The sequence below is a fragment of the Streptosporangium sp. OZ121 genome (genome assembly GCF_051918885.1).
In the GTDB taxonomy this organism is placed as follows: domain Bacteria; phylum Actinomycetota; class Actinomycetes; order Streptosporangiales; family Streptosporangiaceae; genus Streptosporangium.
The window spans coordinates 227436-241853 of record NZ_JBPXMC010000003.1; the positions used below are offsets into that span (position 1 = coordinate 227436).

A 14418-nucleotide genomic window follows, 5' to 3' on the forward strand; every position below is an offset into this window, starting at 1 on the left:
GGCGCTGGTTCGCTTTGTTTTTCGTCCTGTCGAACAGAGATGACGTGTGATTAGATTGCCCTCATGAGAGGCGAGGACATAACCGGATCGGCAACCCGAGAGATAGCTGAAAATGCCGACGGTCGGCCTGTTGATACCAAGAACTGACATCGCCCATTAACCCAAAAGGCCGTTTTTCTCTATTTCAGGAGGAATGCGATGAGCGTCGAGACCTCCCCGGAGCCCGGATCCCCGCACGCGCGTTTCGGGTCCGAGATGCGCCGCCTGCGTGAGGCCGCGCAGCTGTCCCAGAGCGCCGTCGCCTCACGCCTGGGATGCACGCAGACGCAGGTGAGCCGCCTGGAGTCCGCCACCCGCACGCCGTCGAGATCCGACGCCGAGCGGCTCGACCTTCTCTTCGGCTCCAACGGCAGCACGCACTTCACGGACCTGCGCCGACACATCGTCGCCCGTCCCAGCGGCCCGGCCTGGTTCATCGGCTGGGCCGAGGAGATAGAACCCGCCGCCCTCGTCCTCCGCTCCTGGGACCCTCTTCTCGTCCCCGGCCTCCTCCAGACCGAGTCCTACGCCCGGCACCTCTTCACCCACGGTCCCCGAGCCACCCCCGACGAGGTGGAGGAGCGCGTCCAGGCCCGCATGCGACGCCAGCGGATCCTCGACAAGGACGACCCTCCGATGCTCCTGGTCCTCATAGACGAGGGCGTCCTTCGCCGTCGCGTCAACGGCCCCGAGGTGATGCGGGAACAGCTCGGCCACTTGCTGGAGGCGGCCCAGCGACCTACGGTCGCCGTTCAAGTCGTCGATCCGGATTGCACCGCGGGTATGTTGGGCGCTTTTATGATCGCCGAACTCCCGAACGGTCAACCGGACACCATCCATGTCGATTCGTCGATCGAAGGACACGTCACGACCGACCAGGATTCTGTGACCTTGATATGGAACAGATATGAATCCATACGCCGATGGGCTTATCCTGACCGCATGTCCCTCAAAATGATCGAGGAAGCGAGGCAGGAATGGACCTGAGTGCCGCAGTATGGCGGAAGTCGTCGCGCTCCGGAGACAACGGCGGCCAGTGTGTCGAGGTGGCCGCCAACCTGCCGGGTGTGGTCGCGGTCCGTGACAGCAAGGACCCTCGCGGCCCCAAGCTCCTCTTCACCTACGCCGAGTGGCGAACCTTCGTCGGTGGCGTCAAGATCGGTGAATTCGACCGACTGACCTGACGGGAAACACGACGCCCGGAGCGTCCTCGTAGAGGACGGCGTGCGGCGGGGCGCCGGCTGGCCTCGGCGCTGCGGGAGGCCGGGCTGGACTACGACTCCCGGCGCCGCCGGGCCCAACTGCACCGGCCGGCCCGCGGTCGACTCCTATTACGCCCACGGTTCGTGAAACCGGGCTCGGGCGTCATGGTCCGAACGGGTAGCGTCTGATCTTCAGGCGGGCGCCGGCCTGCGGATGGGACTCACCGTGAAGAAGCTGATCGTCCGGCTCTGGAGGCTGACCAGCGGCTCACTCCAGTGGCGCGTCAACTGGCTTCGGCACGCCACGTTCATGGTCGGGGTGACCGGCATAGTGCGTGACCAGGACGGCAACGTCCTCCTGCTGAAGCACCGCTTCTGGCCGGAGGGCAGGCAGTGGGGTCTCCCGACCGGCTATGCGAACCGGTCGGAGACCTTCGAGGACACGGTCCGCCGCGAGGTGCGGGAGGAAACCGGGCTGAAGGTCCACGTCGGAGAGCTGGTCCGGCTGAAGAGCGGCTACCGGCTGCGCCTGGAAGTGGCCTACGAGGCCGAGTTCGCCGGCGGCACGCTCAAGCTCGACGATTTCGAGATCCTGGAGGCGGGGTGGTTCGCCCCGGACGACCTGCCGGCAGAGCTTCAGGAGTCACACCGCCTTCTCATCCAGCGCGAGTACGTCTAGCCTCCTCCGCGGAAAGCCCGCCGGACCAGGCGTGGCACGAGGCGTCCCCGCCCTGGATGAATGCCGTGGCCGGTTCGTAGAGGTGCTGACGCGTTCGCACGAGTTGTCAGACGTGCAGGACACCGTTCGAGTTCCTGGCATCCCGTTCGCCGCCGGATGGACATATCGCCGAGGCCGGGCGGACGCGTGCCGGGATGAGCGTCCCGGTTTCCCGGTCGACGGCTTCGAATGACGGGCAACCGCGGCCAATTCGTGTCGATATATGCAGGCGAGTCCACCTTGTTGGGATATTGCTAACCCTGGCCCCGATAATCGGGTTCACATTGCCGTGTTGTCTTCCCGGGTGGCCGTGTGCCATTTACATTCGAACACGACGCACCGAATAGCCAGCATGAATAGCTGTCAAAAGATTACATTCACTGGCAAATCGGACACGGTATGGAAATGTGAACGCGCGGCGCGCTGTGGCGGATGAGCAGGGAGTCCACGTTGAGTTGGACGGCGGCGCGAACCGGTGCGCGAGAGATGCGGAAAACATGCGGCTGGGGGCGGGCGTACAAGATTTGCCGAACGCCGAGAATTCCTGCGCATGACTCCGGCAAGCGTGACGTTAATCAGAGATATCGAGTAACGGGGAGATGGAAATGCAGCAGGAAATCGGAACAGAGTCGCGTCAGGGAGTCAAGCGTGACGCCGTACGGCGGTCGCGCCTCCTCGCGGCGGGGCTCGGCACGGCCCTGCCCCTGATCGCCCTCGTCCCGGCACCGGCCGGGGCCGTCGCGACACCCGGGGAACCCGCCCCCACGCCCGCCAACAACTGCGTCGTCGACGTGGTCGGAGGATCGAACAAACCGGGGACGGAGCATTGTTTCCCCACGTTCACCGAGGCGATCCGGTTCGCCACCGACGGCGCCGTCACCGACGCTCCGCCCACCGCCGTCGAGGGTGTGGACGACCCCGTCCTCGACGCGCTGCTCGGTAGCAGCGAGAAGTCGGTCACCGCCAAAGCGGCCCCCGCCGCCAACGGGGCCCTGATGATAATCGGGATCGAGTATGAGCACATAAACTACCGGGGCGCCTCATACACCTTCCGCGGCTCGCGGAGTTGCACCGGCCCGACCACTGACATCGACTACTCGCACAATCTTCCGCGGCGCTGGTGGGACCGCATCTCCTCTTTCAAGAACTACTCCAACTGCTTCACCAACCACTATGCCTATACGAACTTCCTTCCCCCGGCGACCGGTTACCTGAATGACCGGGCGGTCATGCCGATCGTCAACGGCCGCAACTTCAACGACGACGCGCGATCGATCAGGTGGAGCTGACCGGCGGCGCCTTACCGGCCCGAGCGGCGCTCCGCACAGGCCGCCGCTCGGGCCCGGTCATGTTCCCGGAAAAGGTCCTCGCACCGGGAACACCGGGAACACCGGGACACCGGAAACGCGGAGCACAGGGAGCACAGGGAGCACAGGGAAAGCGCCTCGGGTCCAGGTGGGGGCTACTCGATGACGATGGAGTCGACCCGGTCGGGATAGAAGGCGACGTGGTCCTTGATCTCGGCGACGGCCGGGTGCGGCGACTCGTAGAACCACACCGCGTCCACCGCCTGCTTCCCGTCCACCGTGACGGTGTAGTAGCTCGCGTCGCCCTTGAACGGGCAGTAGGTGGCGGTGTCGGTCCGCTCCAGCAGCGAGCGGTCGACGTCGTCGATCGGGACGTACTGCACCGGCGGGTACGCCGCCTCCCGCAGCGTCAGCGCGCGCCGCGAGTCGGCGACCACCTTGCCCCCCACCGAGACGACGACCCGGGCCGGGTTCGCCGTGATCGTGATCGGATGACTGGGGCTGGGCTGCAGGATGGGCTTGTCAGTCATGGCAGGACCCCTTTCTGTCATGTCCAGTCTGCCGGACCGGCGTGCCCGCGCCCTCGCGCCCCCGCGCCCTCGCGCCCCCCCGCGCCCTCAAGTCCCCAGGATGAACATGGGCCGGACACTTCCGCGCATCGTTCACAGATCACGCAATAGGCTCCAGTATCCGACGTCCGGCACCATGCCGAGTGCCTTGTTGGCGCGGATGATCGGCGTGTTGGATTCGTCGTTGTGGGTGGTGACGCTTTCGGCCCCGGTCCGCTGGGCGTACAGAAGTGAACCCGCCTTCACGGCCGTTGCCACTCCCCGCCCCCGGAAGTCGGGATCGGTGCCGGTGAAACGCACGTACCAACTTCGCCCCTGCGGTATCAGGATGCTCATGCCCTTGTGCCGGACGGACCCGGCATCGGGTGAATCGGCAAGCAGATACACGCTCCCGGGCGGGAATTGCAGAAGTCGTGCGCGAACGTCGACAGGGCGGTTTCCGTACGGGAGGGGAAGTCCGATCCTGCAACGTGTGAAGCACTCAAGGATCAGGTCCTCTTCGGAGGCCATGGTCGCTCTCCGGATGCGCACCCCGGCCCGCTCGGCCGTCTCGGTCGCCCGCGCGGCCAGCGAGTACCCGGAGCCGGTCAGGTCGAAGCGGAAACCCAGGCTGTGATGCGCGACCGTGAAACCGTGACGTTCCGCGAACGCGCGCCCGCGAGGCAGGTCGTCCCGGATCGAGCAGGTCGCCGTTCCGCCCCTCAGGAGTCGCAGCCCGGCCTCCACCCGCTCGGCGAGTGCCGAGCCGACGCCGAGACCTCTGGCGCCCGCGTCGACGGAGATCAAAGCCGAGACGGTTTCGGGAAACACGGGATCCGCCGTGAGTTTCGCCGCGCCCACGACGGCATCCGCTCTTGTGGCGACAATCGCGAGAAGAGGCGCGGCGGCCGAATCCCCGGTCAGCTCCGACAGGAGAACGTGGCGGACATCGTGGGCGCTCGTCTCGTTCAACAATTCGACGGCACGGGAAAGGTCCTGCGGGACCATGGGGCGTATCCGGTATTTCTGATCACTCACGGGAAATTCTCTGTTCAGTCTCGATATGGAGACTCGCCGCAGGGGGAGCCCTGGTCGCGACAGCCCTTCCAAGGGGTTTCCCCGGGCATGCGGCAGAACCTTCCGAGGGGAAAGCGAGTCGAAGGGTGAGGCCGTGGCAGGCGGCCACGATCCAGCACATCACCCCGAGCTTCGTTCACGGGGCTCGAAACAGGTCCTGAGCGGGCAGGTACCGGCAGGGCCACCCAGGAGAAGGCGCGCACGCAGGGCGTGTGCTCGAACGCCGGACATGGGATCGGCGGGCCGTCGCCGAGGCGACAACATGGACACCCCTCAACCTGTCGCCGAGGTGGCCGTACGCACACCCCTCAACACGCGCGGCCGACTCGCGCCTGAAGCGTTCACCTGCTCTGAAGCGTCTACCTGCCGCGGTCCGCCGGGCGGCGGAAGACGCCGTACCACCAGGTCAGTGCCATCTCGCGGGCGAACGCGGCGTCGCCGCCGGGATCTCCGGCGGTCACGTGGTCGACGAGGGCCCGTTCGCCGCCCATGACGATCACCCGGGTGGCGCTCACCGGGTCGAGGTCGGCGGGGGCGCGGCCCGCGTCCTGCTCGGCGCGGAGCACCGCGATCGTCCAGTCCGTGAACTGGTTGACCTCCTTGCTCCAGAAGTCACGCACGGTCGCGTCGTAGGTGGCGACCTCGGCGATCGCCTGCCGTACGGCGGCGTGTTTCCGGTAGACCTTCACCACCCGCAGGAAGGCGTCCGCGAGACGTTCGGCGCCGTCCGACGGATCCCACGCCGAGGTGAGGTCGAACGAAGAGGCCATGAGCTCGGTGGCCAGACGCATGAGCAGGTCGATCTTGTCGCGGAAGTGGCTGTAGAAGGTCGAGCGGGCGACGCCGGCCTCGGTGGAGATCTGTTGCACGCCGAGCTCGGTGAAGTTCGCGCCGTTGATCAGAAGACGCTGCGTCGCGGCCAGGATCTCCGCCTCGGCCGAGGTGGGACGGCCGACGCTCGCGGTGCGTCGTCGGGTAATCGAAGGCATATCCGGATCCTAGGTCGTCGCTCGGCGGCGAACGGCGCGCTACACCTCGTCCGGACATCGTGTAGCGTAATTTTCGGACACGATGTCCGGACGCAGTGACCGAAAGGGCGCGAGACGCCTGGCCGCCTGCCGTGAACCGGACGTACACGCGAAGGAGTAGCTGGTGAAATATCGTCTGCTGGGACGTACCGGGGTCTGGGTCTCGGAGATCTCCCTGGGCGCGATGACGTTCGGCGGCAAGGATCACCCGGTGTTCCACAACCTCGGGGCACTCGGGCAGGAGGAAGCGGATCGGATCGTCGGCACGGCACTCGACGCCGGGATCAACTTCGTCGACACCGCCGACATCTACGCCGACGGCGAGAGCGAGGAGATGCTCGGCCGGGCGATCGGGCAGCGCCGGCGGGACGTGGTGCTCGCCACCAAGCTGTTCGCTCCGGTCGGGCCGGGGCCCAACGACCAGGGGCTTTCCCGTCTGCACGTGATGCGGGCCCTGGAGGACAGCCTGCGCCGGCTGCGAACCGATTACATCGACCTCTATCAGATCCACAACTACGACCGCCTGACGCCGCTCGAGGAGACGCTGAGCGCGCTCGACGACGCGGTACGACAGGGCAAGGTCCGCTACATCGGCTGTTCCAACCTCGCCGCCTGGCAGGTCAGCAAGGCGCTGGGCATCTCCGCGCTGCACGACCAGGCGAGGTTCGTCTCCAACCAGATCCAGTACTCGCCGGCGACGCGCGACGTCGAGCGCGAGCTGGTGCCGTTGGCGGAGGACGCGGGGCTGAGCCTGACGGTGTGGCAACCGCTTCTCGGCGGATTCCTCACGGGCAAGTTCGACCGCGGCGGGGTGACCACCGAACAGGACTCCCGCCGGGCCCGGAACGGCTTCGACTTCGTGCCGTTCGACGAGGAGAAGGGCTTCAAGGTGCTCGACGTGCTGCGGACCGTCGCCGCGCGGCACGAGGTGAGCCCCGCCAGGGTCGCGATCGCCTGGCTGCTCGCCCAGCGCGCCGTCACCAGCGTCATCGTCGGCGCGCGCAAGCTGGAACAGCTCACGGACAACATCGCCGCCAGTGACCTGACGCTCACCGAGCAGGATCTCGCCGAACTCGACGAGGCCGGCCGGCCGCCGGTCGCCTACCCGAACTGGATCCAGGAGTGGTCCGCCCAGGGACGGACCCCGGCCGGAAGCCTGGCCTGACGCGGCGCCTCGGGTGACAGGCGCGGGGGAACGGTCCGGCCTGACACCCGGAGCCCGCTCCCGGGTCGCCCGGCGACCGGGAGAGCGGTCAGGCCGGTCGCGCCGGTACGGAACCTCGGGGCGTCCGCATCATACGGACGGCGAGGAGGCTGGCCCAGAAGAAGCCGGTCGTGATCGAGATCCGCTGGAACAGGCCGCCGAGCTCGACGAATCCCTCGGTCTGGGAGAACCCCAGGCCGGCGACGACGAACGTGCCGATGAACACCAGGCCGCTGATCCCCGAGTAGACCGCCCAGCCGGGCTCGCCCCAGCCGGCGAAGCGCCGGGCGAACACGAAGCACGCGGCGGTCAGCGCGGCGAAGACGAGCAACGAGAACGGGAGGTCGTGAAGCCGGCCCTGCCAGGTGTGCTCTCCCTGCGCGGGCGAGCCGGGCGGGTAACCGCTGACCGGGTCGGTCGGGAAGACACCGGCGCCGATCAGCCCGATCGCGTACAGCCCGATCAGCAACGGCCCCCAGGTCGAGTGCCGTCCCGAGGCGGACAGGCCCCGGCGCAGGCCGACGGCGAAGACGAGCATCAGCAGGCCGGTGACGACGAAGTTGGCGACCTGCGCCCACCCGGACGGGCCGAGGGCCAGCGAGCTGACCGGATGACGCATCGGGTCGTAGTCGGGGCGGACGGCCCCCTGGACCAGGAAGGCGATGACGAACAGCGGTCCGCCCACCGCCCCGCACAGGTAGGAGAGATTGACTCGCGGCGCCTTCGGGGTGTTCGCCGGGGTATGCATCGCACCTTTCTAGCAAGGATTTCCCGTTTCCAGCAGGGATTTCCCGGTTGTCCGGATGAAGACGCCGGCGTTCGTACGGGGGAGGAGCCCGCCGGGTCAGGCGGGGCCGACACCGGAGATCTGGTAGCGCGCCACCTCGGCGTCGCGGATCACCGCCTCCTGGTCGTCGCCCGGCCCGGAACCCCGGAAGGCGTCGAGGGCCTCCTCCGACTCCCACCGCTCGTAGACGTTGATCCGGCCGGCGTCGACGAGGTCGGCGCCGAGGGTGAAGTCGAGGCAACCGGACGAGGCGCGAGCCTGCTCGACCACGCTCACGCACCCCCGGAGATAGCCGTCACGAGCATCGGGGTCGACCCGGATCCAGCCTGAGACAATGATCATGACGTCAGGGTACGGTCCGCCACCGACAGAACCGCCGCCACGCGCGACCGGGCGATCGGCAGGCGCCGATCTTTCCGTGCCGTTCGCGCATATCAGGTGTCCGCCGGGCACGTAGGATTCGACGGCCGGGCAGGCGAGGCGAGAACGAGGACACGAGGACGTGGTGTGAGCTTTGATCTCGGAGTCTGGTTCGGGACCGAACCGATCACCGCACGCGAGGCCCTTCTCCGGTATCTCGCCTGGGACGAGAGCGGAGCCGCCCCCGGTGAGCCGCGCCCGGAGGTGGCGGCCTTCTACGAGGAGCTGACGGCGCTCTTCCCCGACCTGACCGCCGAGAACTACGGCACCTCGCCCTGGTCCGAGCCGCTCACCGTGGGTGAGGACTTCGTGCTGATGAACGCCGTCTTCCCCCGGGCCGGAGAGGTGTGCCGAGCGGTCCTGGAAATGGTGCGTCGCCACCCCCTGGTGCTCTTCGAACGATAGGACCGCGTCCTCATCCTTCGGCGCGCTGGTGCCGAGCAGGCGGACCGGCTGGTCGACTCGGAGTGACCGCCGCGTGCGCCGGTCAGCGGCTGACCGTGTCGGCCGCGTCGGCCGGGCGCAGCAGGTCCAGGTCGGAGCGGCGGGGCAGGCTCTCCCAGTCGCCGTCGGCGGTGACGGCGAAGGCTCCCGCGGCGCCGGCCGTGGCCAGGCGCCGCTCGGGGGCCGCCCCGGCGAGGGTCTCGGCGATCCAGCCCGCGGCGAAGGCGTCCCCGGCGCCCACCGGGTCGAGCTCGACGACCCGGTGGGGCTCCGCGTGCCGTACGGCGCCGTCGGAGAGCTCGATCGCGCCGAGGGCGCCGCGCTTGATGAGGACGTGGCGCGGGCCGAGGGCCGACAGGGCTCCGGCCAGGGTGAGCGGGTCGTCCCCCTCGACGACCAGCCGGGCCTCGGCCTCGGTCGCGAACAGGACGTCCACGGAGGCGACGGTCTCGCGCAGCGCGGCGGACGCCTCGGCGGGCGTCCACAGGGCACGGCGGTAGTTGACGTCCATCGACACGATCGCGCCCGCGTCGCGAGCCTCGGCGATCGCGGCCCGCACCGCCTCGGCGGCGGACGCCGACAGCGCGAGCGTGATGCCCGTGACGTGCAGCACGCGTGCCGAGCGGATCAGCGAGACGTCCAGGTCGGAGGGGCGCAGCCGGGATCCGGCGCTCGCCGAGCGGTAGTAGCGCACGTCGACCGTCTCGGCCGTGCGCCTGCTCTTGATCATCAGGCCGGTGGGCGCCTCTGGGTCGACCCGCATCCCCCGCACGTCGACCCCCTCGCCGGCCAGCGTCGAGCGCAGCAGCTCGCCGAACTCGTCGGCGCCCACCCTGCCGATCCAGGCCGCGCGCCCGCCGAGGCGGGCGACACCGATGGCCACGTTCGACTCCGCGCCGCCCACGCCGAGGCCGAAGTCGCGGGCGTGCCTGAGCGGGCCGGTGCGCCGCGCGGTGAACAGCGCCATGCTCTCACCGAGCGTTACCAGATCAGTCATGGAGAACGGGTCCTTAGGAGTCGGCGGGCGGGCTTCGTCGGTCATCGGGTCGACCCGAGCTTTCTGGAGACGCGCAGGGCCGTCTCGGCCACCAGGGGACCCAGGTCTCGCACCCGCGCGGCGGTGATCCGGGAGGTGAGGCCCGAGATGGAGATCGCCGAGGTGGCGACGTCGTTGTGGTTGAAGATCGGCGCCGCGACGCAGCGCACCTCGGGCTCGTTCTCACGGTCGTCGACCGCGTAGCCCCGCTGCCGGATCCGGCCCAGCTCGGCGCGCAGGCGCGCGGCGTCGGTGATGGTGTACCGCGTGACGTGCGGCATCCCGGCGGCCACGATCTCCTCGACGGCCTCCTCCGGCTGCCAGGCGAGGATCGCCTTGCCCACGGCGGTGCGGTAGACGGGGTTGCGGCTGCCGATGCGCGAGGCCATGCGCACGTTGGTCTCGTTCTCGACCTTGTCGATGTAGACCACGTCGGGCGGGTCGTAGACCACGAGGTGGACGGTCTCCCCGGCCTCCGCCATCAGGCGGTGCGACTCCTCGGCGGCCACCGTCCGCAGGTCGAGGGTGGACAGGTAGGCCTGCCCGAGGCGCAGGGCGCCGCTGCCCAGCCGGTAGGCGCCGCTCCTGCGGTCGCGCTCCAGGAGCCTGGCCTCGACGAGCGGGGCGGTCAGCCGGAGCACCGTGCTCTTGGACAGGTCGAGCGCCTCGGCGAGCCGGGTGAGCGAGAGGCCGTGGCCCGCGTCCGCGTGGTCGCGTACGTGCGCGAGGACGGCGAGGGCGCGCCGGAGCGAGGCCGACCGGTTGCGTTCCGGAGCGGGCTCACTCATCGCGGCTTCCCCATGTGATCCGGCAATCGAATACCTGGTCAAGGTAGGCGAGTACCCCGCCCTACGGCCACTTTGCAGCACAACGTTCTGCACTGCACAACAAGCTGCACAGCGGGCCGCACAACGAACCGCGGCCGGTCGGCCGGGCGGGGCGGTGGAGGACGGGCACCCACCCGGTTCCGTTTCTCCCCACTACCGATAATTTTTGCCTGGACCAGGGCAGAACTGTCCCTCGGGATGGTTGACAGGCCAAAATTGGTCCGTGGTCAGGATCGGATCGGTAGAGATGAGCGATTGCGAGAGTGAGCGACTTCCGCCAGTTCTGGGCCAGCTGTTCGCCGATGGAGCCGATGGAGCCGACAGGAGCGAGGGCGGCGACGGGACCGGCGGGGGCAGGGGCAGGCGGCTCTCGGTGGAGCTGCCGCCGGGGGACGTGGTGTGGCCCGACCCCGGTTACGCCCAGCTCGCCGTCCGTCGCCGTCCGGCGTTCTGGCTCAGCGAGGTGGCGGTCTCCGGCGAGTACTGGGCGCGGCTGAGGGCCCAGCACGAGCGGTCGGGCCTGTGGCCGGTGCTGCTGGAGGACTCCGTCCAGCCCTGGTCGGCCGGCCAGATCGCCCCGGACACGGCCGGTCAGATCGACAACTACCACGCCGCCGCGTTCATGGCCGAGGTGTGGTCCGACTGGATCGCCAAGGCCAACCTCGACCAGCTCGAACTGCTCGAGCCCTTCGGACCCGAGTGTCCCGGCCCGGCCCCCCCGGGCAGGCTCGCCGCCGACCCCGGCGTGGTCGCCGACTGGTACGCCGGGCTGGTGGCCGAGCGCAGGACCCCGCTCGGGCTCGTCGCGGTCGAGCGCGGGGCCGACGCCCTCGCCGTCATGGGCTGGCAGGGCGCCCTGAACCACAACGAGTGGATGGTCCCGCTCGCGGCCGTCGTGCGCAGCTGGGAGGACAGGTTCGGGGTGCGGGTGGTCGGGATGGGTTTCAACACCCTCGACCTCAGCGTCGCCGCGCCCCCGACCACCTCCGAGCACGCCCTGCACGTCGCCGCGGAGCACTGGACGTTCTGCCCCGACAGCATCATCCAGGGGGCGGGGAACCTCATCGACTACGCCGAGCAGATCAAGGGCAGGAACGCCTGGTCGTTCTGGTGGGACTGAGCGGGACCGGGCGGGACTGAGCGGGACCGGGCGGGACCGGGCGGGATTGATCGGCCGGGGACGGCCCGCGGGGCGGGCTCCCCTTGGGCGAACCTTTGCGCAAAGGAATCGGCGGGCCGGGGAGGGCTCGCGGGGCGCGCGTTCTCCCGCGTGGATCTCCCGTGGATCTCCGGGCGCGGGGCCCTGGAACGGGGCCAGGGAAGGGGTTCCGGGGCTGGACACCGAGATGGGGGAGACATCCGCGCTGGTAGGACGGGTGTTGGCCTGGCGGGGCGATCGATGAGGCTTCCTTGAAGCTTGTAGGTAGATCTTCTGGGGTTTTCATGGTGTTTGCTTTGCTTTGTCCGGTTTGGGTGGGTAGTGTCCACAGTCATCGGTAGGCGACCTGCCCTTCACAAGAGGGAGCGGCCGGCCGACGTCGAATCCCGAGGGCCCCACAGGGGCCCCGGAGCCGGGGAACCACTTTTCCGGGGTGAATCCGCCGCGACCACGCGGCGGTAGGGCAACTCCACCGCCCGAACCCGTCAGCTAACCCGGTAGACGAGATGGAGAGGAGATCCCCTCATGGATCACCGCGTTACCACGTCGGTGCAGCCCTTGTCCGTGCCGACCACCTGAACTTTTCCCCCCTTCCGCCGACATCCCCCGTTCCCCCCGGACCTTCTCGCCGCGCCTGATCGCGGCACCTTCCAGATCGTGCTCCGCGTAGCGATTGCCCGAGATTCCGGCTACGCCCCCTTTTCCGACGAGCGCGTCCCCGCCCGTGCACCCCTTCGGTGTGTCGCACGTGGCTGCCCCGTTCCCTCGCGAAAGAGCCTTTTCTCCATGCGCCCCTTCTTTGGTTTGCACAAGAACGGCCTGAGCAAGTTCACCTGGCAGAAGAACAAGCCCCGCGGAAGCCGCCTCGCAGCCGCCGCCCTGGTCGGCGCGAGCGTCCTCGCCGCCACCGGTGTCGCGGTGGCGCTGCCCGCCTCCACCTGTTTCGCCGCCACCGCCGACCCCGAGGTCGGGGTGGCGAAGGCCAGCGCCGAGTCCGTCCTCCTCCAGGGTGCGACCACGGCCTCCTACTTCTGGGACGACTCCTCCGGCCGGGCCGGTGACACCGGTCTGCCCGCCAGCGGCCGGCCGATGCAGAAGGGCATGATCGCCAGCCCGAGCTGGCCCCTGCTCACCGAGGGCTACATCATCTACAAGGGCAAGAAGGCCAAGTTCTTCGTCGGCGACCGCGGCCCCGGTTCCCCCTCGAACCAGGGCATCATGATCGACATCGACGCCAAGACCTTCGCCGACCTGACCGGTGGAACGTTCAACGCCGGCACGCTCGGCGTGGACGGCAACGGCGGGATGGGCCACATCGACATCCAGTACGTGGTCACCAAGTGGGGTAACGGTACGGGGATAAAGAACCACCCCGTCGCGTTCTCCACCGGTGCCTGGAGCCGCAGGGACACCAGCCCGGCCAAGCCCCCGACGGTCGTCTTCGCCAAGGCCCGGGAACTGGGGATAGGCGTGCAGACCCAGCTGGCGAGCGCCGCGGCGCGGCCGTGGGCCGGCAAGCCCAAGGTCATGGTCGAGCCCGCCTCCTGGCACGCCCCGGCCGGCGTGGCCGTCGCCGGTGCCCGCGCCGCCGAGATCGGCGCGGGGAAGGGCTGAGCCGGAGCCGCCGCCCTCCGGAGTCCCGCTCCACCGGAACTCCCTGGCAGGGGCCCCGCCCCGCCGGAGTCCTCCGGGAACGCTCGGAAAGGACTCCGGGAACGCTCAGAAAAGACGCAGAAAGGACTCCGGTGCGGTCCGTGCCTCCCGGGGCACGGACCGCACCGGAGGATCAGACCTCGAGCTTCTCCTCGATGCCGCGCAGGGTGTGCCGCGCGAGCGCGAGGTTGGCCCGGTTCCGGTCGAGAGCCAGGTAGAGGAACAGCCCTTTGCCGCTCCGGCCCGAGACCGGGCGGATCACGTGGTACTGCGTGCCGAGCGTGATGAGGATGTCCTCGATGCCGTCCTTGAGGCCGAGCGACTCCATGGTCCGCATCTTGGCCTTGACGACCTCGGTGTTACCCGCGGCCGCGATCTGGAGGTCGAGGTCCTTGGACCCGCCGAGCGCGCCCAGCGCCATCCCGCTGTTGTAGTCGACGACGACCGCGCCGACGGCACCGTCGATCGCCATCATCTCCTTGAGCGAGATGTCCATGTTGCCCATTGCTGTCTCCGATCACTGGGGTATCGATGTGCGCGAGCCGGCGGCGGCCAGTCTGGCCGCCGTCTTGCGGCCCTCCAGCCGGAGCAGCCCGAGGTTGGTCCCCGGGCGCGCCAGGACTGTGAGGACGATCTTGGGTCCGGCGGCGTAGAACGCCGCGTAGCCGTTGGTGCCGGAGATCAACGTCTCCTCGAAGGTGCCCTTGCCGGCCATGCTCGTCATCCGGCGGCTGAGGGCCAGTACCGCGGAGGAGAGCGCCCCGGTCTGCTCGGTGTCCCTGTCCAGGTCGCTCGCTATCGTCAGACCGTCGACGCTGCACGCGATGCTCCCGTTTACGTCGGGTACGCGTTCTCGCAGCGCCGCCATCTCGCGCCGTATCTCCTCACGCAGTTCCACCGGCATCCTCCTTCCGATCAGCTTCAGCGTCCGCAGCCTTATCGGCATGTGACCGGGCTCAAGTCGCTCAA

Annotated in this window: 17 protein-coding genes and 1 riboswitch; of the genes, 8 read left to right on the plus strand and 9 right to left on the minus strand. The window is 68.8% G+C overall.

Translation table 11 applies throughout. The annotated features are described in order from the left end of the window. The first annotated feature begins 198 nt into the window (after positions 1 to 198). The 4 genes from ACTOQ1_RS08665 to ACTOQ1_RS08680 all read left to right on the plus strand — a co-directional run bounded on the left by ACTOQ1_RS08665 (position 199) and on the right by ACTOQ1_RS08680 (position 3248). Positions 199 to 1026, plus strand: a complete 828-nt coding sequence (locus tag ACTOQ1_RS08665; RefSeq protein WP_440065729.1) for a helix-turn-helix domain-containing protein — start codon at positions 199 to 201, stop codon at positions 1024 to 1026. Beyond that, on the plus strand, positions 1017 to 1223 hold the full coding sequence (locus tag ACTOQ1_RS08670) for a DUF397 domain-containing protein (protein WP_440065731.1): 207 nt from the start codon (positions 1017 to 1019) through the stop codon (positions 1221 to 1223). The genes ACTOQ1_RS08665 and ACTOQ1_RS08670 overlap by 10 nt, the downstream gene beginning before the upstream one ends. A gap of 244 nt (positions 1224 to 1467) precedes the next feature. Then, on the plus strand, positions 1468 to 1920 hold the full coding sequence (locus tag ACTOQ1_RS08675; RefSeq protein WP_440065732.1) for an NUDIX domain-containing protein: 453 nt from the start codon (positions 1468 to 1470) through the stop codon (positions 1918 to 1920). Positions 1921 to 2564: 644 nt separating this feature from the next. Further along, positions 2565 to 3248, plus strand: a complete 684-nt coding sequence (locus ACTOQ1_RS08680; protein ID WP_440065733.1) for a hypothetical protein — start codon at positions 2565 to 2567, stop codon at positions 3246 to 3248. Between the two features lie 173 nt (positions 3249 to 3421). On the opposite strand, the gene ACTOQ1_RS08685 is transcribed toward ACTOQ1_RS08680, so the two are convergent. From ACTOQ1_RS08685 to ACTOQ1_RS08695, 3 genes are all read right to left on the minus strand, one after another. Beyond that, a complete protein-coding gene (locus ACTOQ1_RS08685; RefSeq protein WP_440065734.1) occupies positions 3422 to 3796 on the minus strand; it encodes a DUF427 domain-containing protein in 375 nt (124 codons plus the stop codon). Between the two features lie 132 nt (positions 3797 to 3928). Then, positions 3929 to 4852 (minus strand): GNAT family N-acetyltransferase, encoded by a 924-nt coding sequence (locus tag ACTOQ1_RS08690; protein ID WP_440065735.1) that lies wholly within the window; start codon positions 4850 to 4852, stop codon positions 3929 to 3931. 398 nt (positions 4853 to 5250) lie between these two features. Further along, positions 5251 to 5880 (minus strand): TetR/AcrR family transcriptional regulator, encoded by a 630-nt coding sequence (locus ACTOQ1_RS08695; protein ID WP_440065736.1) that lies wholly within the window; start codon positions 5878 to 5880, stop codon positions 5251 to 5253. Between the two features lie 163 nt (positions 5881 to 6043). On the opposite strand from ACTOQ1_RS08695, the gene ACTOQ1_RS08700 reads away from it, so the two are divergent. Beyond that, on the plus strand, positions 6044 to 7084 hold the full coding sequence (locus tag ACTOQ1_RS08700; RefSeq protein ID WP_440065737.1) for an aldo/keto reductase: 1041 nt from the start codon (positions 6044 to 6046) through the stop codon (positions 7082 to 7084). An 88-nt stretch (positions 7085 to 7172) separates the two neighbouring features. On the opposite strand, the gene ACTOQ1_RS08705 is transcribed toward ACTOQ1_RS08700, so the two are convergent. Together ACTOQ1_RS08705 and ACTOQ1_RS08710 are read right to left on the minus strand one after the other, a co-directional pair. Beyond that, the gene (locus ACTOQ1_RS08705; RefSeq protein WP_440065738.1) at positions 7173 to 7871 is read right to left on the minus strand and encodes a DUF998 domain-containing protein; all 699 of its coding nucleotides are present in this window, start codon (positions 7869 to 7871) and stop codon (positions 7173 to 7175) included. Positions 7872 to 7967: 96 nt separating this feature from the next. Then, positions 7968 to 8252 carry a putative quinol monooxygenase gene (locus ACTOQ1_RS08710; protein WP_440065739.1) on the minus strand — a complete coding sequence of 95 codons (285 nt, stop codon included), beginning with the start codon at positions 8250 to 8252 and terminating at the stop codon, positions 7968 to 7970. Between the two features lie 165 nt (positions 8253 to 8417). Here ACTOQ1_RS08710 and ACTOQ1_RS08715 point away from each other — a divergent pair, with 165 nt between their 5' ends. Further along, positions 8418 to 8735 carry a hypothetical protein gene (locus ACTOQ1_RS08715; protein WP_440065740.1) on the plus strand — a complete coding sequence of 106 codons (318 nt, stop codon included), beginning with the start codon at positions 8418 to 8420 and terminating at the stop codon, positions 8733 to 8735. Positions 8736 to 8817: 82 nt separating this feature from the next. Here the strand turns inward: ACTOQ1_RS08715 and ACTOQ1_RS08720 are convergent, their stop codons facing one another. Beyond that, a complete protein-coding gene (locus tag ACTOQ1_RS08720; RefSeq protein WP_440065741.1) occupies positions 8818 to 9771 on the minus strand; it encodes a sugar kinase in 954 nt (317 codons plus the stop codon). 41 nt (positions 9772 to 9812) lie between these two features. Further along, positions 9813 to 10598: an IclR family transcriptional regulator gene (locus tag ACTOQ1_RS08725; protein WP_440065742.1), complete on the minus strand. Its 786-nt coding sequence runs from the start codon at positions 10596 to 10598 to the stop codon at positions 9813 to 9815. 286 nt (positions 10599 to 10884) lie between these two features. Between ACTOQ1_RS08725 and ACTOQ1_RS08730 the strand changes: the two genes are divergently transcribed. Together ACTOQ1_RS08730 and ACTOQ1_RS08735 are read left to right on the plus strand one after the other, a co-directional pair. Beyond that, positions 10885 to 11757 carry a DUF4253 domain-containing protein gene (locus ACTOQ1_RS08730; protein ID WP_440065743.1) on the plus strand — a complete coding sequence of 291 codons (873 nt, stop codon included), beginning with the start codon at positions 10885 to 10887 and terminating at the stop codon, positions 11755 to 11757. Positions 11758 to 12163: 406 nt separating this feature from the next. Further along, positions 12164 to 12315: riboswitch (cyclic di-AMP (ydaO/yuaA leader) on the plus strand. 267 nt (positions 12316 to 12582) lie between these two features. Then, positions 12583 to 13410, plus strand: coding sequence for a hypothetical protein (locus tag ACTOQ1_RS08735; protein WP_440065744.1), 828 nt, complete (start codon positions 12583 to 12585; stop codon positions 13408 to 13410). Between the two features lie 172 nt (positions 13411 to 13582). On the opposite strand, the gene ACTOQ1_RS08740 is transcribed toward ACTOQ1_RS08735, so the two are convergent. Continuing rightward, on the minus strand, positions 13583 to 13954 hold the full coding sequence (locus tag ACTOQ1_RS08740) for a hypothetical protein (RefSeq protein WP_440065745.1): 372 nt from the start codon (positions 13952 to 13954) through the stop codon (positions 13583 to 13585). Between the two features lie 12 nt (positions 13955 to 13966). Beyond that, positions 13967 to 14347, minus strand: a complete 381-nt coding sequence (locus tag ACTOQ1_RS08745) for a roadblock/LC7 domain-containing protein (RefSeq protein WP_440065746.1) — start codon at positions 14345 to 14347, stop codon at positions 13967 to 13969. Positions 14348 to 14418 lie beyond the last annotated feature (71 nt).